Annotated in this window: 21 protein-coding genes; 11 read left to right on the plus strand and 10 right to left on the minus strand. The window is 66.4% G+C overall.

The window, feature by feature from the left end; translation table 11 throughout:
- Window positions 1-34: 34 nt before the first annotated feature.
- The 4 genes from VGM71_RS07535 to VGM71_RS07550 form a co-directional block, all read right to left on the minus strand.
- A complete protein-coding gene (locus VGM71_RS07535; RefSeq protein ID WP_331543580.1) occupies window positions 35-535 on the minus strand; it encodes a TPM domain-containing protein in 501 nt (166 codons plus the stop codon).
- The gene (locus VGM71_RS07540) at window positions 535-1,416 is read right to left on the minus strand and encodes a TPM domain-containing protein (protein ID WP_331543583.1); all 882 of its coding nucleotides are present in this window, start codon (window positions 1,414-1,416) and stop codon (window positions 535-537) included. The genes VGM71_RS07535 and VGM71_RS07540 overlap by 1 nt, the downstream gene beginning before the upstream one ends.
- Window positions 1,416-2,036, minus strand: coding sequence for a LemA family protein (locus VGM71_RS07545; protein ID WP_331543585.1), 621 nt, complete (start codon window positions 2,034-2,036; stop codon window positions 1,416-1,418). The genes VGM71_RS07540 and VGM71_RS07545 overlap by 1 nt, the downstream gene beginning before the upstream one ends.
- A 67-nt stretch (window positions 2,037-2,103) precedes the next feature.
- Window positions 2,104-2,475 (minus strand): diacylglycerol kinase, encoded by a 372-nt coding sequence (locus VGM71_RS07550; RefSeq protein ID WP_331543588.1) that lies wholly within the window; start codon window positions 2,473-2,475, stop codon window positions 2,104-2,106.
- Between the two features lie 297 nt (window positions 2,476-2,772).
- Between VGM71_RS07550 and VGM71_RS07555 the strand changes: the two genes are divergently transcribed.
- From VGM71_RS07555 to VGM71_RS07575, 5 genes are read left to right on the plus strand one after another with little or no spacing between them, the layout of a single operon-like run.
- The gene (locus VGM71_RS07555) at window positions 2,773-4,308 is read left to right on the plus strand and encodes an oligopeptide:H+ symporter (RefSeq protein ID WP_331543590.1); all 1,536 of its coding nucleotides are present in this window, start codon (window positions 2,773-2,775) and stop codon (window positions 4,306-4,308) included.
- Between the two features lie 54 nt (window positions 4,309-4,362).
- Complete coding sequence (locus tag VGM71_RS07560) at window positions 4,363-5,643, plus strand: ATP-binding protein (protein ID WP_331543591.1); 1,281 nt, start codon at window positions 4,363-4,365, stop codon at window positions 5,641-5,643.
- Window positions 5,640-6,221 carry a response regulator transcription factor gene (locus VGM71_RS07565; protein ID WP_331543594.1) on the plus strand — a complete coding sequence of 194 codons (582 nt, stop codon included), beginning with the start codon at window positions 5,640-5,642 and terminating at the stop codon, window positions 6,219-6,221. Before VGM71_RS07560 ends, VGM71_RS07565 begins: the two co-directional genes overlap by 4 nt.
- Window positions 6,222-6,223: 2 nt before the next feature.
- Window positions 6,224-7,402 (plus strand): sialidase family protein, encoded by a 1,179-nt coding sequence (locus tag VGM71_RS07570; RefSeq protein ID WP_331543596.1) that lies wholly within the window; start codon window positions 6,224-6,226, stop codon window positions 7,400-7,402.
- Complete coding sequence (locus VGM71_RS07575; RefSeq protein WP_331543599.1) at window positions 7,402-7,860, plus strand: hypothetical protein; 459 nt, start codon at window positions 7,402-7,404, stop codon at window positions 7,858-7,860. The genes VGM71_RS07570 and VGM71_RS07575 overlap by 1 nt, the downstream gene beginning before the upstream one ends.
- 111 nt (window positions 7,861-7,971) lie before the next feature.
- Here VGM71_RS07575 and VGM71_RS07580 read toward each other — a convergent pair whose 3' ends face one another.
- From VGM71_RS07580 to VGM71_RS07590, 3 genes are all read right to left on the minus strand, one after another.
- On the minus strand, window positions 7,972-8,964 hold the full coding sequence (locus VGM71_RS07580) for a HAMP domain-containing sensor histidine kinase (RefSeq protein WP_331543602.1): 993 nt from the start codon (window positions 8,962-8,964) through the stop codon (window positions 7,972-7,974).
- A 26-nt stretch (window positions 8,965-8,990) separates the two neighbouring features.
- Complete coding sequence (locus tag VGM71_RS07585) at window positions 8,991-9,719, minus strand: response regulator transcription factor (protein ID WP_331543604.1); 729 nt, start codon at window positions 9,717-9,719, stop codon at window positions 8,991-8,993.
- 118 nt (window positions 9,720-9,837) lie between these two features.
- Window positions 9,838-10,449, minus strand: a complete 612-nt coding sequence (locus tag VGM71_RS07590) for an arylesterase (RefSeq protein ID WP_331543606.1) — start codon at window positions 10,447-10,449, stop codon at window positions 9,838-9,840.
- Here VGM71_RS07590 and VGM71_RS07595 point away from each other — a divergent pair.
- Window positions 10,448-11,134 (plus strand): ABC transporter ATP-binding protein, encoded by a 687-nt coding sequence (locus tag VGM71_RS07595; RefSeq protein ID WP_331543608.1) that lies wholly within the window; start codon window positions 10,448-10,450, stop codon window positions 11,132-11,134. The genes VGM71_RS07590 and VGM71_RS07595 overlap by 2 nt on opposite strands.
- Window positions 11,131-13,614 carry an ABC transporter permease gene (locus VGM71_RS07600; RefSeq protein WP_331543610.1) on the plus strand — a complete coding sequence of 828 codons (2,484 nt, stop codon included), beginning with the start codon at window positions 11,131-11,133 and terminating at the stop codon, window positions 13,612-13,614. Before VGM71_RS07595 ends, VGM71_RS07600 begins: the two co-directional genes overlap by 4 nt.
- Window positions 13,615-13,620: 6 nt before the next feature.
- Here VGM71_RS07600 and rimI read toward each other — a convergent pair whose 3' ends face one another.
- Genes rimI through pssA form a run of 3 tightly spaced genes read right to left on the minus strand, consistent with a single transcriptional unit; the run spans window position 13,621 to window position 15,351 of the window.
- Complete coding sequence (rimI, locus tag VGM71_RS07605) at window positions 13,621-14,094, minus strand: ribosomal protein S18-alanine N-acetyltransferase (protein WP_331543612.1); 474 nt, start codon at window positions 14,092-14,094, stop codon at window positions 13,621-13,623.
- A gap of 4 nt (window positions 14,095-14,098) precedes the next feature.
- Entirely contained in the window at window positions 14,099-14,563 is a 465-nt protein-coding gene (locus tag VGM71_RS07610; protein WP_331543614.1) for a hypothetical protein, read from the minus strand.
- Window positions 14,564-14,568: 5 nt separating this feature from the next.
- Window positions 14,569-15,351, minus strand: coding sequence for a CDP-diacylglycerol--serine O-phosphatidyltransferase (pssA, locus tag VGM71_RS07615; RefSeq protein WP_331543616.1), 783 nt, complete (start codon window positions 15,349-15,351; stop codon window positions 14,569-14,571).
- A 156-nt stretch (window positions 15,352-15,507) separates the two neighbouring features.
- Here pssA and VGM71_RS07620 point away from each other — a divergent pair, with 156 nt between their 5' ends.
- From VGM71_RS07620 to VGM71_RS17660, 4 genes are all read left to right on the plus strand, one after another.
- Window positions 15,508-15,924, plus strand: coding sequence for a DUF4124 domain-containing protein (locus VGM71_RS07620; RefSeq protein WP_331543618.1), 417 nt, complete (start codon window positions 15,508-15,510; stop codon window positions 15,922-15,924).
- Window positions 15,925-15,994: 70 nt separating this feature from the next.
- The gene (locus VGM71_RS07625; protein ID WP_331543620.1) at window positions 15,995-17,692 is read left to right on the plus strand and encodes a proline--tRNA ligase; all 1,698 of its coding nucleotides are present in this window, start codon (window positions 15,995-15,997) and stop codon (window positions 17,690-17,692) included.
- 173 nt (window positions 17,693-17,865) lie between these two features.
- Window positions 17,866-18,198: an H-NS histone family protein gene (locus tag VGM71_RS07630; RefSeq protein ID WP_331543622.1), complete on the plus strand. Its 333-nt coding sequence runs from the start codon at window positions 17,866-17,868 to the stop codon at window positions 18,196-18,198.
- Window positions 18,199-18,418: 220 nt separating this feature from the next.
- The coding region (locus VGM71_RS17660; RefSeq protein WP_414675104.1) for a helix-turn-helix domain-containing protein at window positions 18,419-18,504 on the plus strand (86 nt) is incomplete at its 3' end.

Here is an 18,504-nt window from a genome sequence, read left to right on the forward strand (position 1 = left end):
AGAGCCATTCTCAATGACTCTGACCCTTTTTTCGTCAGAGGACCAGCGGGCGGTCCGGCAGTTCGTTCTTGCGTGGATCGCCATTCCCGGGGAAATGCCGCGCGAGTAGAGCACCTGCTTCGGTCACACCCGTCTGCACTGCCTCGCGAAAACGTCCCTGCGCGAACTCATCGCGCATGTGCGTGGTAATCGCCTCCCATTCGGCGGCCGCAACGACCTTCGCAATACCGCGGTCCACCACGATTTCGATGCGATGTTCGGCCAGCAGTACATAAAGCAGCACGCCGCAGTTCTCGTCGGTGTCCCAGACCCGCAGGTGCGAGAACAACATGGCCGCGCGGTCGCGGGCCGTGACATTCGCGGCCACCGCCGCGAACGGCAGGCGCGACTCGATCGCCACGCGCAGTTCGCCGCGATGCCTGCCCTCGCCTTCCGCCACCGCTTTCGCGATGGCGTCCAGCGCGGCGGACGGAAACTGCCGGCCCATCTGGAACCAGCCGGCGAAGAGGTTGGTCGTGATTCGTCCAAAGTCCATTACCAGCTCCCCGACGCGCCGCCGCCACCGAAACTGCCCCCGCCGCCGCTGAAGCCGCCGCCTCCGCCGCCGAAGCCGCCGCCACCACCGAAGCCACCACCGCCGCCGAAACCACCCCAGCCACCGCCGCCGATCGAGCGGCCCGCGCCAAGGGGAATGGCCATGAACAGGGCGCCGGCGACGAGGCCAAGCACCCCGCCGAGGAGTGAGTTCAGGAACAGCCAGCCCAGCCCGCCTGCAACGACGCCGCCCAGGGGCATGCGCACGCCCAAGGGGGCCCGTCCGAGGATGCCGCGCAGGAAGATCGCACCGAAGATCAGCGGCACCAGAAGGTGCCCGCCACCGCCGCGACGCTTCTCGTGACTCTCGTCCGGTGTCACGGGGGCGGGCAGCGCCTCACCCTGCACGATCTGGGTGATCGCATTCAAAGCTTCGGTGATACCGCCGAAGTAGTCGTTGGCACGCAGTTTCGGCGCCATGTACTCGCGGATGATGCGCGAGGCGATGGCGTCGGGCAGTGCACCCTCGAGACCGTAACCCACCTCGATGCGTACGCGGCGGTCGTCCTTGGCCAGCAGGAGCAACACGCCATCATCCTGGCCTTTCCTGCCCACCTTGTTGGTTTCCGCCACCTTGAGCGAATAGCCCTCGAGGTCGTCCGGCTGGGTCGTCGGTACCATCAGGACGACGACCTGCGCACCCTTCGTCTTTTCCAGGTCGACCAGCCGGGCGTCCAGCTGCGCGACCTGGTCGGCGGTGAGCGTGCCCGTGAGATCGGTGACGTGACGCGCGAGCTTCGGCACTGCCACGTCTGCTCGTGCCGCCGGGGGCGGCACGAGCAGGGCGACGGCGATCAGCAGCGCGGCCGCGAAACCGTGCATCAGCGGCCGGCCGTGGAAGCCGGGGCCGGGGTGGAACCGAAATCGACGGTGGGCGGGGCAGAGATCGCTTTCTCGTTCTCGACGCTGAAGTTGGCCTTCACCTTGTAGCCCATGACCTTGGCCGTGAGGTTGTTCGGGAACGAGCGGATCAGCGTGTTGTAGCTCTGCACCGCGGCGACGTAGCGATTGCGGGCCACGGTGATGCGGTTCTCGGTGCCTTCGAGCTGGGCCTGCAGGTCGCGGAACGAGCCGTCGGCCTTGAGCTGCGGGTAGTTCTCGCTGACCACCAGAAGACGGGACAGCGCGCTGGTCAGCTGGCCCTGGGCAGCCTGGAACTTGGCCAGCGCTTCAGGATCGTTGAGCAGTTCGGGAGTGATCTGGGTCTGGCCCACCTTGGCGCGGGCATTGGTCACCTCGGTGAGCACACGCTCCTCGTGCTGGGCATAGCCTTTCACGGTATTGACGAGGTTAGGCACCAGATCGGCGCGACGCTGGTATTGGTTGAGCACTTCGGACCAGGCGGCCTTCACCCCCTCGTCCTCTCGCTGGATGGCGTTATAGCCGCAGCCGGAGAGGAAAGTGGCAAACAGGACGAGGGCAAAGGCGCGGACGAGTTTCATGGCAAAGGGTTTCCTTGGAAGGTGCCGCAACAACTTACCCTAAAGCCGTCCGCCGTGGATGCCCCCTTTAGAGGAAACGCGGAACCAGGATCAGGGCCCAGCTGATCACAACCATCATCATGAGCAGGAACACGGCCGCGGAACCCATGTCCTTGGCGCGGCCCGCCAGTTCGTGGAATTCAGGGCTGACCTTGTCCACGACGGCCTCGATGGCCGAGTTCAGCAATTCCGCTGAAAGCACCAGCATCGGGAAGGTGATCAGGACGATCTTCTCGACGCCTCCGTGGCCCAGCCAAAGCCCAAGCGGCACGACGATCACGGCAAGAAAAACCTCAAGCCGGAACGAGGCCTCGTGCCGGAAGCACGCCCGAAGGCCCTTCATGGACCACTGGAAGGCCGCATAAATCTGCCGCGGCCCACGCCGCTCGGTCGATGCCATGGTCGCTCAGGCCGCCGGTATCGTGGCGGCGCCGGCGTACCGGAGGATGGTTTTCTGCTTGCACTGCGGCATCGAGGCGGCATCGGGACGGGTTGGAAGGCCCGCTATGATGCCATAGCCCGCCTTGTCTCCGGCTTACGGCGCCCGCCGTGGCGAATCGCCGCGCCCTCTGGCGCCGCAACACAACCGGGCGGACCATTTGTATTACGCTTGAACGGTTGTGACTCCGTTCAGGGTCACGGCGACGGGAGCAGGGCCACCGGCCCTCTCGCTGTTTCCAATGCGACCGGAAAATACATGGCAATTCAGAACCCGCCCTTTTCACAGACCAAGTCCTTCAGCACCGTCTTCCTCATCGAAATGTGGGAGCGCTTCGGCTTCTACGGCATGCAGGTGCTGATGGTCACCTACATGGTGAAGAAGCTCGGTTTCGCGGACGTCGACGCCAACCTCGTCTGGGGAGCGGCCGCCGCCCTCATCTACGCCACCCCCGCCGTCGGCGGCTGGATCGGCGACAAGTTCCTGGGTGCACGGCGCACCATGCTCAGCGGTGCCGTGGTTCTGATGGTGGGTTATGCCCTGCTCTGGATTCCGACCAACAACGCCTACGCGCTGTACCTCGCGCTGGGCGTGATCATCTTCGGCAACGGCCTGTTCAAGCCCAATGCCGGCAACCTCGTGCGCAAGATCTACGAGGGCGATGATGTTCGCATCGACAGTGCGTTCACCATGTACTACATGGCGGTGAACATCGGCTCGACGGTTTCGATGCTGCTTACGCCCTGGATCCGCGATTACGTCGGCGAACACTATAGCGATGCCCTGGGCTGGCACACCGCCTTCGGCGTCTGCTCCATCGGCCTCGTCCTCGGCCTCATCAATTACTACTTCATGCGTCGCACCCTGGCGCACATCGGTTCGGAACCGGACAACCACCCGCCGGTGATGAAGAACGTGCTCGGCGTGATCGCCGGCGGCATCGTCATCGTCGCGGTTTCGGCATACATCCTGCAGAACCAGGGCGTGGCCCAGGCCTGCGTCTACGCCGCCGGCATCGTCATCCTCGGTGTCTTCGTCCACCTGATCCGCTCCAGCGAACCCGGCGAGCGTGCCGGCCTCATCGCCGCGCTGGTGCTCACGGTGCAGACGATCTTCTTCTTCATCTTCTACCAGCAGATGTCGACCTCGCTGAACCTGTTCGCTCAGCGCAACGTCGACCTGTCCTTCGGCATCTTCGGCTACGAGATCTTTCGCTGGATCCCCGAACAGTTCCAGTCGCTCAACGCCATCTGGATCGTGATCCTCTCGCCCATCCTGGTCTGGATCTACAACTCGCTGGGCAAGCACGGCAAGGACTTCCCGGTCGCCGCCAAGTTCGCCCTCGGCTTCGCCGCGGTTGCCGCCGGCTTCTTCATGTATGGCCTGGGCGCCACCACCGCCGTGAACGGCGCGATCTCGTCCTGGTACATGGTGTGGGGTTACGGCCTCTACTCGCTGGGTGAGGTGCTGGTGAGCGGCCTCGGCCTCGCCATGATCGCCCGGTACGTGCCGGCGCGCATGGGCGGCTTCATGATGGGCGCCTATTACGTCGCCTCGGGCGTTGCACAGTACATGGGCAGCGTGGTGGCCAACTATGCGGCCATCCCGGACAACATCACCGATCCGCTGCAGTCGCTGCCCATCTACACCAGCCTGTTCAACAAGCTGGGCTTCGTCGGGGTGGGCTGCACGATCATCGCCGTGGCGATGCTGCCGCTGATGAAGAAGCTGTCCCTCGACCACGCGCTGGCGAACGTGCCGCCGGTGCCGCCCGTGCACAACGAAGACCTGTGATGCGGCGGAGGGCCGCGCCGCGAGGCGTGGCCCTCCCGTCATGAAGAGACTACCGTGAGCGACAACCTGCATACGCCATCGTCCCGCTCCGGTCCCTTCGCTCTCGCGCGTACCCTTGCCTGGCTTCGTCTCTGTGCCATCGCCGGACAGAGCGTGGCGATCCTCTCCTGCGTCACGCTGCTGAAGCTCGACATCCCGCTGCTGCCGCTCATGCTCGGCGTATGCGTGCTGGCGGTGTTCGCTGCCGCGGCCTCGTTCCGGCTGGGCATGCCCTGGAAGGTCGGCGAAGGCGAGGCCATCGTGCACATCGCCGCCGACACCCTCGTGCTCGGGTACCTGCTCTATTTCACCGGTGGGGCCGCGAATCCCTTCGTGACCCTGCTGCTGGTGCCGATCGCGCTTTCGGCCGCGGCCCTGTCGATCGCCGGCGTGTCGCTGGTGGCGATCCTCACCGGCGTCGCCTACGTGCTGCTGGTGCCCTATCACCTGCCCCTGCCCACGCTGGGCGACAAGGGCCTGGATTTTGACCTCTACGTCGCGGGCATGGGGGTCAACTTCGTCATCATGGCGATCCTCCTCGGCGTCTTCATCAGCAACCTGGCCAAGGCCATTCGCACCCAGCAGGGCGAAGTGCAGCGCGTGCGCGAGCGGGCACTGCGCGACGAAGGCATCCTGGCCATCGCCACCCAGGCCGCCGGCGCCGCGCACGAGCTGAACACGCCGCTGTCGACCATGCGCACGCTGCTGCCGGAGATTCGCCGCGAACACACGACCGACAACGCGCTGGGCGAAGACCTGGACCTGCTCGATGGCCAGGTGGAGCGCTGCCGCACGATCCTGCGCGAGATGGTCGCCTTCGGCCAGGCGCAGCTCTCGCAGGTGCCGGAACGGCTTACCCTGGACGAGTTCCTGCACGTCTGCCTGGAGCGCTTCCAGCTGCTTCGGCCGGAAGCCGACGTGCGGCTCATCGTCGAGCCGGGCGCCGGCCGTATCGCCCTGCGTTCGCCGCCGGGCCTGCGCCATGCCCTCATCAACCTGCTCAACAACGCGGCCGACGCATCGGCGCTCAATGAAAGCACCACGGTGGACCTGCGCATCGGCATCGTGGAGCAGTGGCTGGAGCTGATCGTCACCGACGAAGGCCCCGGCTTTGACGAATTCGACGAACTCGGCACGCTCGGACTGTCGCAAAAGGAAACGGGCCTTGGCCTGGGCCTCGCGCTCGCGGAAGCGACAGCCGAGCGACTGGACGGCGAACTCGCCGCGAGCAATACCGGCCACGGCGCCCAGATGCGCTTGCGCCTGCCCCTTCGGGTCATTGGAGACCAAGTATGAACGACCTCGTTCCTCCCTCGGGCCGGCCCCTGCTGATCGTCGACGACGATGCCACCTTCGCCCGCGTGCTCGGCCGGGCCCTGACCTCCCGCGGCTTCGAGGTGATCACCAGCGATAACGCCGACGATGCGCGCACCCTCGCCCGCCGCCACCAGCCGCGTTACTGCGTGCTCGACCTCAAGCTCGGCGATGAAAACGGTCTGCGCCTGATTCCGGAACTGCAGGCACTCGTACCGGACATGCGCGTACTGCTACTCACTGGCTACGCCTCCATCGCCACCGCCGTGGAAGCCATCAAGCGCGGCGCACACGATTACCTGGCGAAACCCGTCGACGCCGATTCCGTGCTACGTGCTCTCCTTGATGGCGACAGCGGGCCGGCCGACCCGGACGACCTGGTCGACGCACCGGATGCCCCGCTTCCATTGCGCCGCCTGGAGTGGGAGCACATCCAGCGCGTGCTCACGGAATGCGAAGGCAACATTTCCGAGACGGCACGCCGCCTCGGCATGCATCGCCGTACCTTGCAGCGCAAGCTCAGCAAGCACCCCGTCCGCGAACGTCCCGACGACCATTGACCATGCGCCCCTTCCTCATCTTTGCTTCGCTCCTCGCTGCCGCTGGCATTGCGCAGGCCCATGACGACATGGCCGGCATGGCGATGGGCCATGAAGCGCCCCTGGGCTTCGACGCCGTCATCGATACCGCGGGCCACCTTTGGGTGGTGGACACGGTAGGCGAGCACGTGCGCGCCCGCCGCTCCGACGACATGGGCCGCAGCTTCGCCATGTCCACCATCGTCAATCCCGTGGGCGAGGCGTTGTACGCCGAAGGCGAGAACCGCCCGAAGATCGCGCTGGGCCCGAAGGGCGAGGTGTACGTGAGCTGGTCGCAACCGCGCAAGCTGCCCTGGACCGGCTTCGTGCGTTTCTCGCGCTCCCTCGACGGCGGCGTCCACTTCGATCCGCCGAAGACGGTGCATACGGATCGAGCGGAGATCACCCATCGTTTCGACTCGCTCGCGGTCGATGGGAAAGGCGACATCGTGGTCGCATGGATCGACAAGCGCGATGTCGAAGCGGCGAAGGCCAAGGGCAAGCCCTATCTCGGCGCGGCCACTTACTACAGCTGGTCCACCGACCGCGGCGCCAGCTTCGTGCCTGAGCGCAAGATCGTCGACGAAAGCTGCGAGTGCTGCCGCATCGCGCTCGCACGCGCGCCGGACGGCAGCATCGATGCGTTCTTCCGCGCCATCTACGGCGACAACATCCGCGACCACGCCTACGCCACGCTGCCAATCGGAAACCCGTCGCCCAAGGTCGAGCGCGCCACCTTTACCCAGTGGCATATCGAAGGCTGCCCGCACCACGGCCCTTCCCTGGCCATCGACAGTTCGGGCGTGCGTCATGCCGTCTGGTTCAGCGCGGCGGACGGCAAGGCTACCGTCTGGTACGGCCAGCTCCAGCCCGGCCACGAACCCACGCATCTCCTGTCGGTGGCGAGTGCCGGTGCGTCGCATGCCGACCTGATCGCGGACGGCAAGCACGTGTGGATCACCTACCACCAGGTATCCGCCAAGGGGCTGGACCTGGTGCTGCGCGAATCCGCCGACGGCGGCGCCACGTTCGGCGAGCCGCGCACCATCGCACATACAGCCGACGCATCGGGCTGGCCGAAGCTGGTGTTATGGCAACATCGGGCCTTCGTGGCCTGGAATCCGGACGGACAGTTCCGGCTCGTACCGACGGAGGCGCTGTGATGAAAACACTCGGTCTTGCCCTCGCTCTCGCGGTCGCCATGCCGTCATTCGCCGCTCCGCCCGTTCCGCTGAACACTACCGATGTCGACGCGCTGGTCGCGAAGCCGGCGAAAGGGACGCGGATCATCGCGCTGTGGGCGCTGGATTGCGCGTATTGCGAACAGAACCTCAAGGCGTTGGCCGACTGGCAGCGCAAGCATGCCGATGTCGACCTGGTTTTCGTGGCCACCGACCCGATGAGCCAGAGCGTCACGCTCGAGGCGCGACTGAAAGCAGCTCACGTGGATACTGTGCCGTCGCGTGCCTATGCCGAGTCCACACCGGACCGGATCAATTTCCTGATCGATCCCGCGTGGGGTGGTGAAACGCCGCGTACGATGGTGATCAAGTCTGACGGCACACGGCGGGCGCTGAGTGGAGCGTTGACCACCGCTCGTATCTCCAAGCTGCTCGATTGATTCGTAGGAGCGCGCCCTGCGCGCGACAGATTTTCGCGCCGGTCCTGACGCTGACGCGCCGGCTCTAAGGCTCGGCCTCAGAACATGTCGCGCGCAAGGCGCGCTCCTACTTCAGGCTTCGACGGGTTGCGGGTGCGGGAAGCGCACGCTGGCGATGCGGTTTGCGCCGGGCAAGGAGCGAAGTTCCAGTGGCCACTGGAAGCGGTCGGACAGGCGTCGTGCGATGGCAAGATCGAAACCGTGACGATCGACGGCTGCGTGACGGCGGCTGCCCGCCTCCGGCGTATCGATCGCGGGGTTGATCACGCTGACGCTGCCCGGCATCACCGTGACGACGATGGTGCCCTGGTCGGTCTGCTGCAACGCATGGCGGATCAGCTGTCCGCAGAGCACCGCGAACACGCGCGGCGACGCGTGCAACGCAAAGCTTGCCGGCTCGTCGAGCACCAGTTCCACCGGGCGTCCCGCGATCAGCTCGCGCGCATAGTCCACTTCCTGGCGCAGCACCGCATTCACCACGAAGTCCTCTTCGGCCAGACCCTGGTCCGATTCGCGCGAGAGGATGAGGAAGGCCTCCACCAGCGCCTCGAGTTCCCGCGTGGATCGGCGGATGCGCTCCAGCGACCGGTATCCCACGTCCGAAAGCCCGGTTTCGTCGGCCAGCATGTCCGAGGACATCTTGATGACCGTGAGCGGACTGCGCAGTTCGTGGCTGGCGTCGCGGGTGAAGTTGCGCTCGCGCTCGCCGTACCCCTCGATGCGCGACGCCAATCCGTGCATTCCCCGGATCAACGCAGACACGTCGTTATCGGAGCGCTTGCCGCCCTCGCGATCGAGGCCCGCCATGTCCGGCCGCTCGGGATCCCACGCATCCAGCAGGCGCGCAAGCGTCGCCACGGGGATCCATTCCCGCGACACGGCGATCCACGCGAGTCCACCCGAACACAGCATGATCGCGATGGCCGCGCCGAGCGGCGCGACGTTGTTCGCCGCCATCAGCGAGGCGGTGATCATGACAATCGTCTGCAATGCGAAGACCATGGCGATGCGTACGCGGAAGGAGCCGCGTCGTCGCCGAATGTCCTGCGGTGTCCTGCCTTCCATCGATCAGACCCGGTGCCGCCCCCGCCTCATGCCGTCTGCGACGCGGCGACTTCGGAGTCGAGGTCCGCCAGGCGGTATCCAGCGGAGTGGATGGTGTGCAACAGCGGGCGGTCGAACGGTTTGTCGATCACGCGGCGCAGGTTGTAGAGGTGCGAGCGCAGGGTGTCGGAATCCGGCAGCGTGTCGCCCCAGATTTCGCGCTCGATGTCGCGGCGGCTGACGACCCGCGGCGATTCGCGCATCAGGATCGCAAGCAGCTTCAGGCCGATCGGTGACACGGTGAGTTCCTGACCGCTGCGGGTGAGGCGCAACGTGGCGGTGTCGAGCGTCATGTCGCCCACGTTGAGCACCTCGGACGACACCTGCCGACGGTCGCGGCGGATCAGCGCGCGCAGGCGGGCCTCCAGCTCGCGCACCTCGAACGGCTTGACCAGATAATCGTCGGCGCCTGCTTCCAGGCCGACCAGCTTGTCTTCCAGGGTGTCTCGCGCGGTGAGCATGAGCACCGGCGTGGACTTCTTCCCGTCCTTGCGCAGCTTGCGGCAGACATCCAGGCCGTCCATGCCCGGGAGCATCAGGTCCAGGACGATCACGTCGTAGCTGTTGGAGACGGCGAGGTGCAGGCCGCTGACGCCGTCGGCGGCGTAGTCGACCGAGTAACCCCTGCGCTCCAGGAACTCACCGACCATCTCGGCGATCTGGCGGTTGTCCTCGACAAGAAGGATCAGTCCAGCCTGTTCGTCGCGTGTGCTCATCGCTCCACTCCTCTGGTGATTCACAAATGTGAAGAGTTAACGGCCGAACCGGTGAGAACAGCGTGAAGACCGAAAACAAGCATTCATTGTGCGGACGAGAACGTCGAGAGCGCGTCGTCTAATGGAGCATCGGGCTAAGCGCTTTCCACACATTCTCTGCCACCCGCGGCTCCCCTGAAGCCTTCGGATGCAGGCCGTCGTCCTGCATCAGGGCCGGATCCAGGGCCACGCCGTCCAGCAGGAAGGGCACCAGGGCGGCACCGTGCTTCCTCGCGGCGTCGGCGTAGACCTTGCGCAGCCCATCGCGGTACTGCGGGCCATAGTTCACCGGCAATTCGATGCCGAGCAGGAGAACCCTGGCGCCCGATGCCGTGGCAGTGCCGATCATCGCGTCGAGGTTGTCGGCCAGCTTGCCCAGCGGCAGGCCTTGCAGGCCGTCGTTGGCTCCCAGTTCGATCACCACCACGCCGGGACGCTGCTTCGCCAGCAGGCCGGGCAGGCGGTTGCGGCCGCTCAGCGAGGTTTCTCCGCTGATGCTGGCATTGACCATCGTCCATGGCGTCGCCATCTTCACCGTGCGCGCGTCCAGCAAACGCACCCAGCCGGCCTCCACTGGAATGTTGTGCGCCGCCGACAACGAGTCCCCGAGCACCAGTACCTTGCGCGGCGCATCCACCGCGGAGGCGATGGCGCACCAGACGAACAGCAACAGGACCAGGCAACGACGCATGAGCGATTCTTCCCGTGTTCTTCTCGAAGTGGCGGATGTTAGCAAGTCGGTTTTCGGCCCGGAGGGACGGCTGGACATCCTCTCGGGGGTTAACCTGAGCGTAGCGGCCGGCGAAAGCTTTGCCATCGTCGGCGCTTCCGGCTCGGGCAAGACCACCCTGCTGGGACTCCTGGCCGGCCTGGACGTTCCCAGCGCGGGCAGCATCCACCTCGACGGCCAGGCACTGGAAAGCATGGACGAGGAGGCCCGCGCGGCCATCCGGCGGCGCCTGGTGGGCTTCGTGTTCCAGTCCTTCCACCTCCTGCCCGCCCTGACGGCGGCGGAGAACGTGATGCTTCCCTTGGAACTGGAAGGCGACGATACAGCCCGTGAACGCGCGCACGCGGCGCTGGAGTCCGTCGGCCTCGGCGCCCGCCGCCGGCACTATCCGGCCCAGCTTTCCGGTGGCGAGCAGCAGCGTGTGGCGCTGGCCCGTGCCTTCGTTCACCGCCCACGCATCCTCTTCGCCGATGAGCCCACCGGCAACCTCGACCAGCACACCGGAGAACACGTCGGTGACCTGCTCTTCGAGATGAACCGGCAGCACGCCACGACCCTGATCCTGGTCACCCACGATTCCCGGCTGGCGGCGCGCTGCTCACGCGCGGCGGAACTGCACGAAGGGCGCCTCGGGGTGCCCGCGTGAACGTGCTGCGGCTCGCCCTGCGTACGCTCCGTCGCGAATGGCACCTGGTGGAACTGCGCACGCTGGCCGCATCGCTCGTGCTCGCCGTCATCGCGCTCGGCGTCGTCGCCACGCTTTCCACGCGCATCGAGCGCGGCATCCTGGCCAGCGCCGCCGAGCTGATCGGCGGCGACCTGGGCATCTCGGCTCCGGCGCCCTTGCCGGAGCCGATGCTGCGTTCGGCGCAGGTCGACGGCCTCATCGCGACGCGCGGCGCCGCGTTCCGCAGCGTGGCCTTCGTCGGGGAACACAGCCAGCTGCTCGACGTGCTCGCCACCGATGGTGCTTATCCGTTGCGCGGCACGCTGGAAGTTCGCGGTCCCGATGGGCGCGACCGCGCCGCGCACGGCCCCGCGAGCGGCCAGGTGTTCCTCGACCATCGTGCGATGGTCGGCCTCGGCATTCGCGCAGGGCAGACGATCCAGGTTGGCGGTCGCGACCTCGTCGTCGCCGCGGAACTAGTGCGCCAGCCCGACGGCGGCGAGCTCTTCGCGCTCGCGCCACGCGCGCTGATGAACCTCGACGATGCCAGCGAGGCCGGCTTGCTCTCCGTAGGTAGCCGCGCCCGGCACCGCTTGCTGGTGTCCGGCTCGCCGGCAGCCGTCGCGGCGTGGCGCGCTCATCTCGAAGGCAGCACGCTGCCGACAGGCGCCGACCTGATCACGCCGGAAAAGATGCAGGAACGGATGCGCACGGCCTTCGACCGCGCCAGCGCCTTCCTGCGCCTGACCGCCCTCCTCTCGGCCCTGCTGGCCGGTGTCGCGATCGCGCTCGCGGCGGCGCGCTATGCGCGGCGCAAAGCCGGCGAGGTGGCCCTGCTCCGCGCACTGGGCACACCCAGGCGTCGCGTGGCCGCGCTGCTGGTGACGACGCTGGCCGCACTGGCGCTGCCCGCCGCGGCACTCGGCATGGCCATCGCCCTGGGGCTCGCCCAGGGGGCGTGGTACTTCGCCCGCCAGCTGTTCGACAACATCCCCACCACCTTGCCGCTCGAACCAGCCTTCGCCGCCGCCGCCATGGGCCTGGCCGTGCTCGCCGGCTTCGCCCTGCCGCCGCTCGTGCGACTGGCCGAGGTGCCGCCCGTGGCCGTCTTCCGCGAATCGATGCAGCGGCGCGTGCGCCGTTTCGACGCGCTTTACCTCGTGCCGCTGGTCACTGCCGTGCTGCTGGTCTGGGTGCAGAGCGATTCGGCAAAACTCGCAGGCATCCTCGCCGCCACCCTCGCCGGGGTGGCGGTCGTCGCCGCGCTGCTTTCGGCACTGTTGCTGGTGATCGCGCGGCGTGTGGCGCCCGGCGCGCATCCGGCGCTGCGGCTAGGCCTCGCGGCGCTGGCCCGTCGGCGTGGCCTGTCGCTGGTGCAGGCGACGGCGCTCTCGCTTGGCCTGTGTGCCCTGCTACTTCTGGCCGTGATCGCACCGTCGCTGCTCGAAGGCTGGCGGCGGGAATTGCCAGTGGATACGCCGAACTGGTTCGCGCTTAACCTACAGGACGACCAGCGCGACACCTTCACGCAGGCGCTGGAAGGCATGGGCGCCACGCGCACCAACATGATGCCGCTCGCCGTAGGCAAGCTCACCGCGATCAACGGGAAACCGATCGACACGATCGCGTTCGCCAACGATGACGCGAAAGAATCGGCAGACCGCCAGCTGCGCCTGTCATGGGCCGCGCAACTGCCGCCGTCGAACGAGGTGGTTCAGGGCACATGGGCGGGAGCTTCGCCAGCGCAGGCCGAAGTGTCCGTCGACACCTCATGGCGCGACCGCTACCAGCTGAAGATCGGCGACACGCTCAGCTTCGAAGTGGGTGAAGGCACCATCGACGCGAAGGTGAGCAGCGTGCGCAAGGTCGACTGGAGTTCGTTCCGGGTGAACTTCTTCCTCATGCTCGATCCCGCGCATGCGGACACCCTGCCACATACATGGCTCACGAGTTTCTACCTCCCCCGCGGCCACGCCGACCAGTTGGCGAAGATGTCGCGCGATTTCGGCAACCTGAGCCTGATCGACGTCGATGCCCTGCTCGACCGGGTGCGCGAAATCGTTGATCGCGTGGGCGGTGCCGTGCGCTGGGTGCTCGGCTTCAGCCTGCTCGCGGGTGCACTCGTACTCGCCGCCGCGCTTGCAGCCAGCGCGCAGGAGCGCCGCAAGGAAGCCGCGTTGCTGCGCACACTCGGCGCGACACGCGCGCAATTGCGCGCGGCAGCGGCGTGCGAATTCGCCCTGCTCGGGCTGGTCGCCGGCCTCACCGCGGCACTGGGTGCGGCAGGGGCCGGCCTGTGGCTGGGTAACGCGGTATTCCGGATCGAAAACTTCGTGCCACCGCTATGGCCACTCGTCGGCGCAGCGGCCCTGGCTGCTTTTGTCGTAATGGCGATCGGGTTGTTCGGCACGCGAAAGGTAGTGCGAACCTCGCCGATGGCCCTGCTTCGAGAAGGATGAAACCCCTCAGGTCTCGGCCCGCATTTCCAGCGACATCACAATCGCATCCTCGCGCCCGCCCCTCGCCGGGTAATAGGAAGGCCGCCGTCCGATCTCGACGAAGCCGAGCGAGTCGTACAAGGTCTTCGCCACCGGATTCGAAGGACGCACCTCGAGGAAAATCCGCTCCGCGCCGTACCAGCGTGCGAGGTCGAGCAGGCGGCGCATCATGCGGCGGCCGTAACCAAGCCCGCGATGCCCACCGCCGATGCAGACGTTGAGCACGTGCGCCTCGCCGGCGGCCACGGAGAGAATGCCGTAACCGGCGATCTCGCCCTCGCGGACGATCACCCAGCAGTTGTGTCCGGCCTGCAGGCAGTCGCGGAAGATGCCCACGCTCCAGGGAAACTCGTACGAGGCGTGCTCGATCGCCACGACGGCGTCCAGGTCCTCGCGACGCATGGCGCGTACTTCGGTGGATGGGCGTGCGACGGCGACCATCGGATCAGACTCCGCGAAGCGTGGGTCCGAGGGTGCGGAGGCCGTTCCAGAGGCGACGCTTCGCCGCCGGTTCCGTGAGGATCGCCGCGGGCGTGTCCACCAGCACGATCTGCGCCGCGCTCATCACCGCCGCCGGAAGGTCGCGACCCAGCGCCCTCGCCTGCGCCTCGCCGAAGACGAGATAGGCCTTCGCGACGGGCACCTGGCCCAGGCCCTGCGCGCCTGCTTCCAGCCGCGGTGCGCGACCGGTGACCGGACCGTAGGCGCGCAACGCGCGGCCCACCAGTTCCAGCTCGCGCTCGCTCGCGCCCGCCGGGAGCACCACCACGCAAGCGGTCTGGCCGCCCGGGACGGCATCGTTCGCCGATTCGATCCGCTGCTCCGGAGCTGCGGGACCCGCGCGCAGGCGCCAGGGCGTGACGCCCATGACCCTGAGCAGGCGCTGGCGGCGGTCGGGCGCGGCGGCCATCGGAATTACTCCGATACCTTGGCACGCCGGGCGCGGCGACGGCGGGTGGCGCGACCCCACAAGGTCATCACGGGGCCGGACACGGTGTAGATCACCGCCACGGCGAACAGGACGCGCGCCGTGTCGACCAGCAGCAGCACCACGATCAGCACTGCCGCGATCAGCCAGATGAAGGGCACACGATCACCCTTCGGCCACGCCTTGAAGCTGAAGTAGCGCACGTTGCTGACCATCAGCAGGCCGGCGATGATCGCCAGGGGCATGGCGAAGAACGCCACCGACGGCCCCGGAATGTCGAATTTTTCCATCGTCCAGACGAACGACATGCACAGGCCAGCCGCCGCCGGGCTGGCAAGACCCTGGAAATAGCGCTTGTCGGCGACGCCCACCTGGGTATTGAAGCGGGCCAGGCGCAGCGCCGCGCAGACCGCGTAGATGAACGCGGCGGCCCAGCCGATCTTGCCCCACACCGGTCCATAGGACGCCAGCGAGGAAAGCGCCCAGGTGTACATGACCAGCGCCGGGGCGAGGCCGAAGCTCACCAGGTCGGATAGCGAGTCGTACTGCACGCCGAACTCGCTTTGCGTGTTGGTCAGGCGCGCGACGCGTCCGTCCATGCCGTCCAGGATGCCTGCGACGAAAACGGCCAGCGCCGCCACCGCGTAATGCCCGCCGATGGCGGACACGATCGCGTAGAAGCCGGCGAACATGGCGCCCGTCGTGAACAGGTTCGGAAGCAGGTAGATACCGCGATGACGCGGCGCCCGGACTTGGATCGGATCGCTCATGGGCCATTCCGTGACATGGGCCGCCAGTGTAGCCCAGCCGCCGTGAAGCGTCAGTCCGGAAGCCTTCCGCGGGAACCGCGACCTGTGTCGCTTGCGCGCCCCCGTGGCCGGTGCTACTTGTTCCCGCCACTCCTTTCCGTTCTCTGGATGGCCTGCATGCGCCGTATCGTCACCCTCGCCGTCCTCCTCGCGGCCTGCCCCCTGGCTTTCGCCCAGGCCTATAAGTGGAAGGACGCCCAGGGCGTCACGCACTACGCCGATTCGCCCCCACCCGCGGGCACGAAGTACGACAAGGTGAAGACCAGCGGCACCGTGGAGGCGCCGGCAGGCGCGAACCCGGCGCCGCCACCGGCACCGGCAGCGCCCAAGGCCGCATCGGCGGGACCGGCTTCCGACACACCGGAAAACCGCAAGAAACTCTGCACCACGCTGCAATCGAACATGAAAATCCTGTCGAAACAGCAGAAGGTATCGGTCGACGACGGCAAGGGCGGCCAGGTCGCCCTCGACGACGCCGGCCGCAAGCGCCAGGTCGAAACCACGCAAGCCCAGATGACCCTGTACTGCAAGTAGGCGCCACGGCGCCGCCGGGCGGTCGGGGAAACCCCTATAATCCCGTCTTTACCGTCCGGACCGCTCGCCGATGCGCCTCAGCAAGTTCCACCTCGCCACCGTCAAGGAAGTCCCCGCCGACGCGGAGATCGCCAGCCACCAGCTGATGCTGCGTGCCGGCATGATCCGCAAACTCGCCTCCGGCCTGTACACGTGGACACCGCTTGGCCTGCGCGTGATGCGCAAGGTCGAAAACGTGGTCCGCGAGGAAATGGTCCACGCGGGCGCCGTGGAAATGCTGATGCCGTCCGTGCAGCCGCGCGAACTGTGGGAAGAAAGCGGCCGCTGGGAGAAGTTCGGCGGCCAGCTCCTGAAGATGAAGGACCGCAAGGAGCAGGACTACTGCTACGGCCCCACGCACGAGGAGGTCGTGACCGACTTCGCGCGCAACGAACTGAAAAGCTACAAGCAGCTGCCGCTCAATGTCTTCCAGATCCAGACCAAGTTCCGCGACGAGATCCGTCCCCGGTTCGGTGTGATGCGCGCGCGCGAATTCCTCATGAAGGACGCGTACTCTTTCCACCTGACGACCGAGTCGCTCTGCGAAACCTACGACGCGATGTACGAGGCCTACTCGCGCATCTTCACCCGCCTGGGTCTCGAATTCCGCGCGGTGGATGCCGATACCGGCGCCATCGGCGGTAGCGCCAGCCATGAATTCCAGGTGCTGGCGGACGCTGGCGAAGACGCCCTCGCCTTTTCCGACGCGTCCTCCTACGCCGCGAACATCGAAAAAGCCGAGGCTCTTGCCCCGACCGGCGAGCGCCCTGCACCTTCCGCCAGGCTTGCCCGCGTCGACACGCCCACGCAGCGTACGATCGACGAGGTGACGGCCTTCCTCGGCGTCCCCGCTACCCAGGTGGTGAAGACCATCCTCGTCCGCGGACGCGAAGGCCTCGTCGCCCTGTGCCTGCGCGGCGACCACGAACTCAACGAGGTCAAGGCGGCCCACCTGCCCGAACTGCCAGGCGAGTCCGAACTCGCAAGCGAGGCGGAAATCCTCGCCGCCACCGGCACCCGACCCGGCTTCATCGGGCCGGTCGGCCTGCCTGCATCGATCCCCGTCATCGTCGACCGGAGCGCCGCAATGCTCGCGGACTTCGTCTGTGGCGGCAACCAGGACGGCACGCATTACACCGGCGCCAACTGGGAGCGCGACGCACGGATGGATCGCGTTGCCGATCTGCGCAACGTGATCGACGGCGATCTGTCGCCCGACGGCAAGGGCCATATCCGCCTCGGCCGCGGCATCGAGGTCGGCCACATTTTCCAGCTCGGCCAGAAATACGCCGAGATGATGGGCGCGGGCGTGCTTGACGACCAGGGCAAGATGCGCACGATGTACATGGGCTGCTACGGCGTCGGCGTCAGCCGCATCGTCGCCGCTGCCATCGAACAGCGCCACGACGACGCTGGCATCATCTGGCCCGAAGCCATGGCGCCATGGCGCGTCGCTGTATGCGTAATCAATCCGAAGAACGATGCGGTCGTTGCCGAAGCCGCGGAATCGCTCTACCAGGCGCTATCGCAGGCTGGCATCGACACCGTGCTGGATGATCGCGGCCTGCGCCCCGGCCCGATGTTCGCGGACATCGAACTGATCGGCATTCCGCATCGCGTGGTGGTGAGCGGCCGTGGCATCGAAGCCGGCACGTTCGAATACCGTGCCCGCACGGATGCCGAAGCGCGCAATGTTACTCGTGAAGAATTGTTCGCCCTGCTGGGCTGAACGTGCTCGTCCGCTTCGCTGCGCTAACCGTCATTAGCGCAGCGCTTGTGTGTAAGGGAAATCTCATGTCTGCGTCGGGATTATCAATAATTGCCTGACACACTGACATCCATTAGCCAGTTAGGTCACAATCCGGACTCGCTCGTATTTTATGCAATAAACCGGAGATGCCAATGGCCGTCGATATCAAGAGTCTCAACCCGAATCAACTGAACGAACTGATCGCCAAGGCGCAGGCCCGGCAGAACGAACTGCGCAAGGAAAAGGTCTCCAAGCTCCGCGAGAAGATCAACGCGCTGCTCAAGGCCGAAGGCGTCACCCTCGACGACGTGTTTGCTGGCCGCGCTCCGAAGGCGCGTCGCGCCGGTGCTACCGGTACAGCCGTCGCCGCCAAATACCGTAATCCCGCCAATCCCGAGCAGACCTGGTCCGGCCGCGGCAAGCGCCCGAACTGGTTCAACGATGCGCTGAAGGCGGGCAAGAAAGAAAAAGACTTGCTGGTCTGATCGCTGCGATAAAAACCCCGGCTCACGCCGGGGTCTTCGGGTCATCTTCTATCGCGCTATCGAACGCGCCTTGGCGACCAACGCAGGCTGCAAATGTTCCTGAAGATATCAGGGGTACCATTCGCTTAAACATGGCCCATGCTGGACGACGTTCCCGGGATCATCCGGCGATCTCAAACTCCACGTGCAACACCCACCTCCGAAAGGCTAGGCTGTTGCGATGAGAACGTATCAAGAACTGTCCTTAGACGAGCGCGTGGAAATTCAGCAGCGCATGCGATCTGGCGATAGCCTCCGCGCGATAGC

The sequence above is a fragment of the Luteibacter sp. genome, from assembly GCF_036499525.1.
GTDB lineage: Bacteria > Pseudomonadota > Gammaproteobacteria > Xanthomonadales > Rhodanobacteraceae > Luteibacter.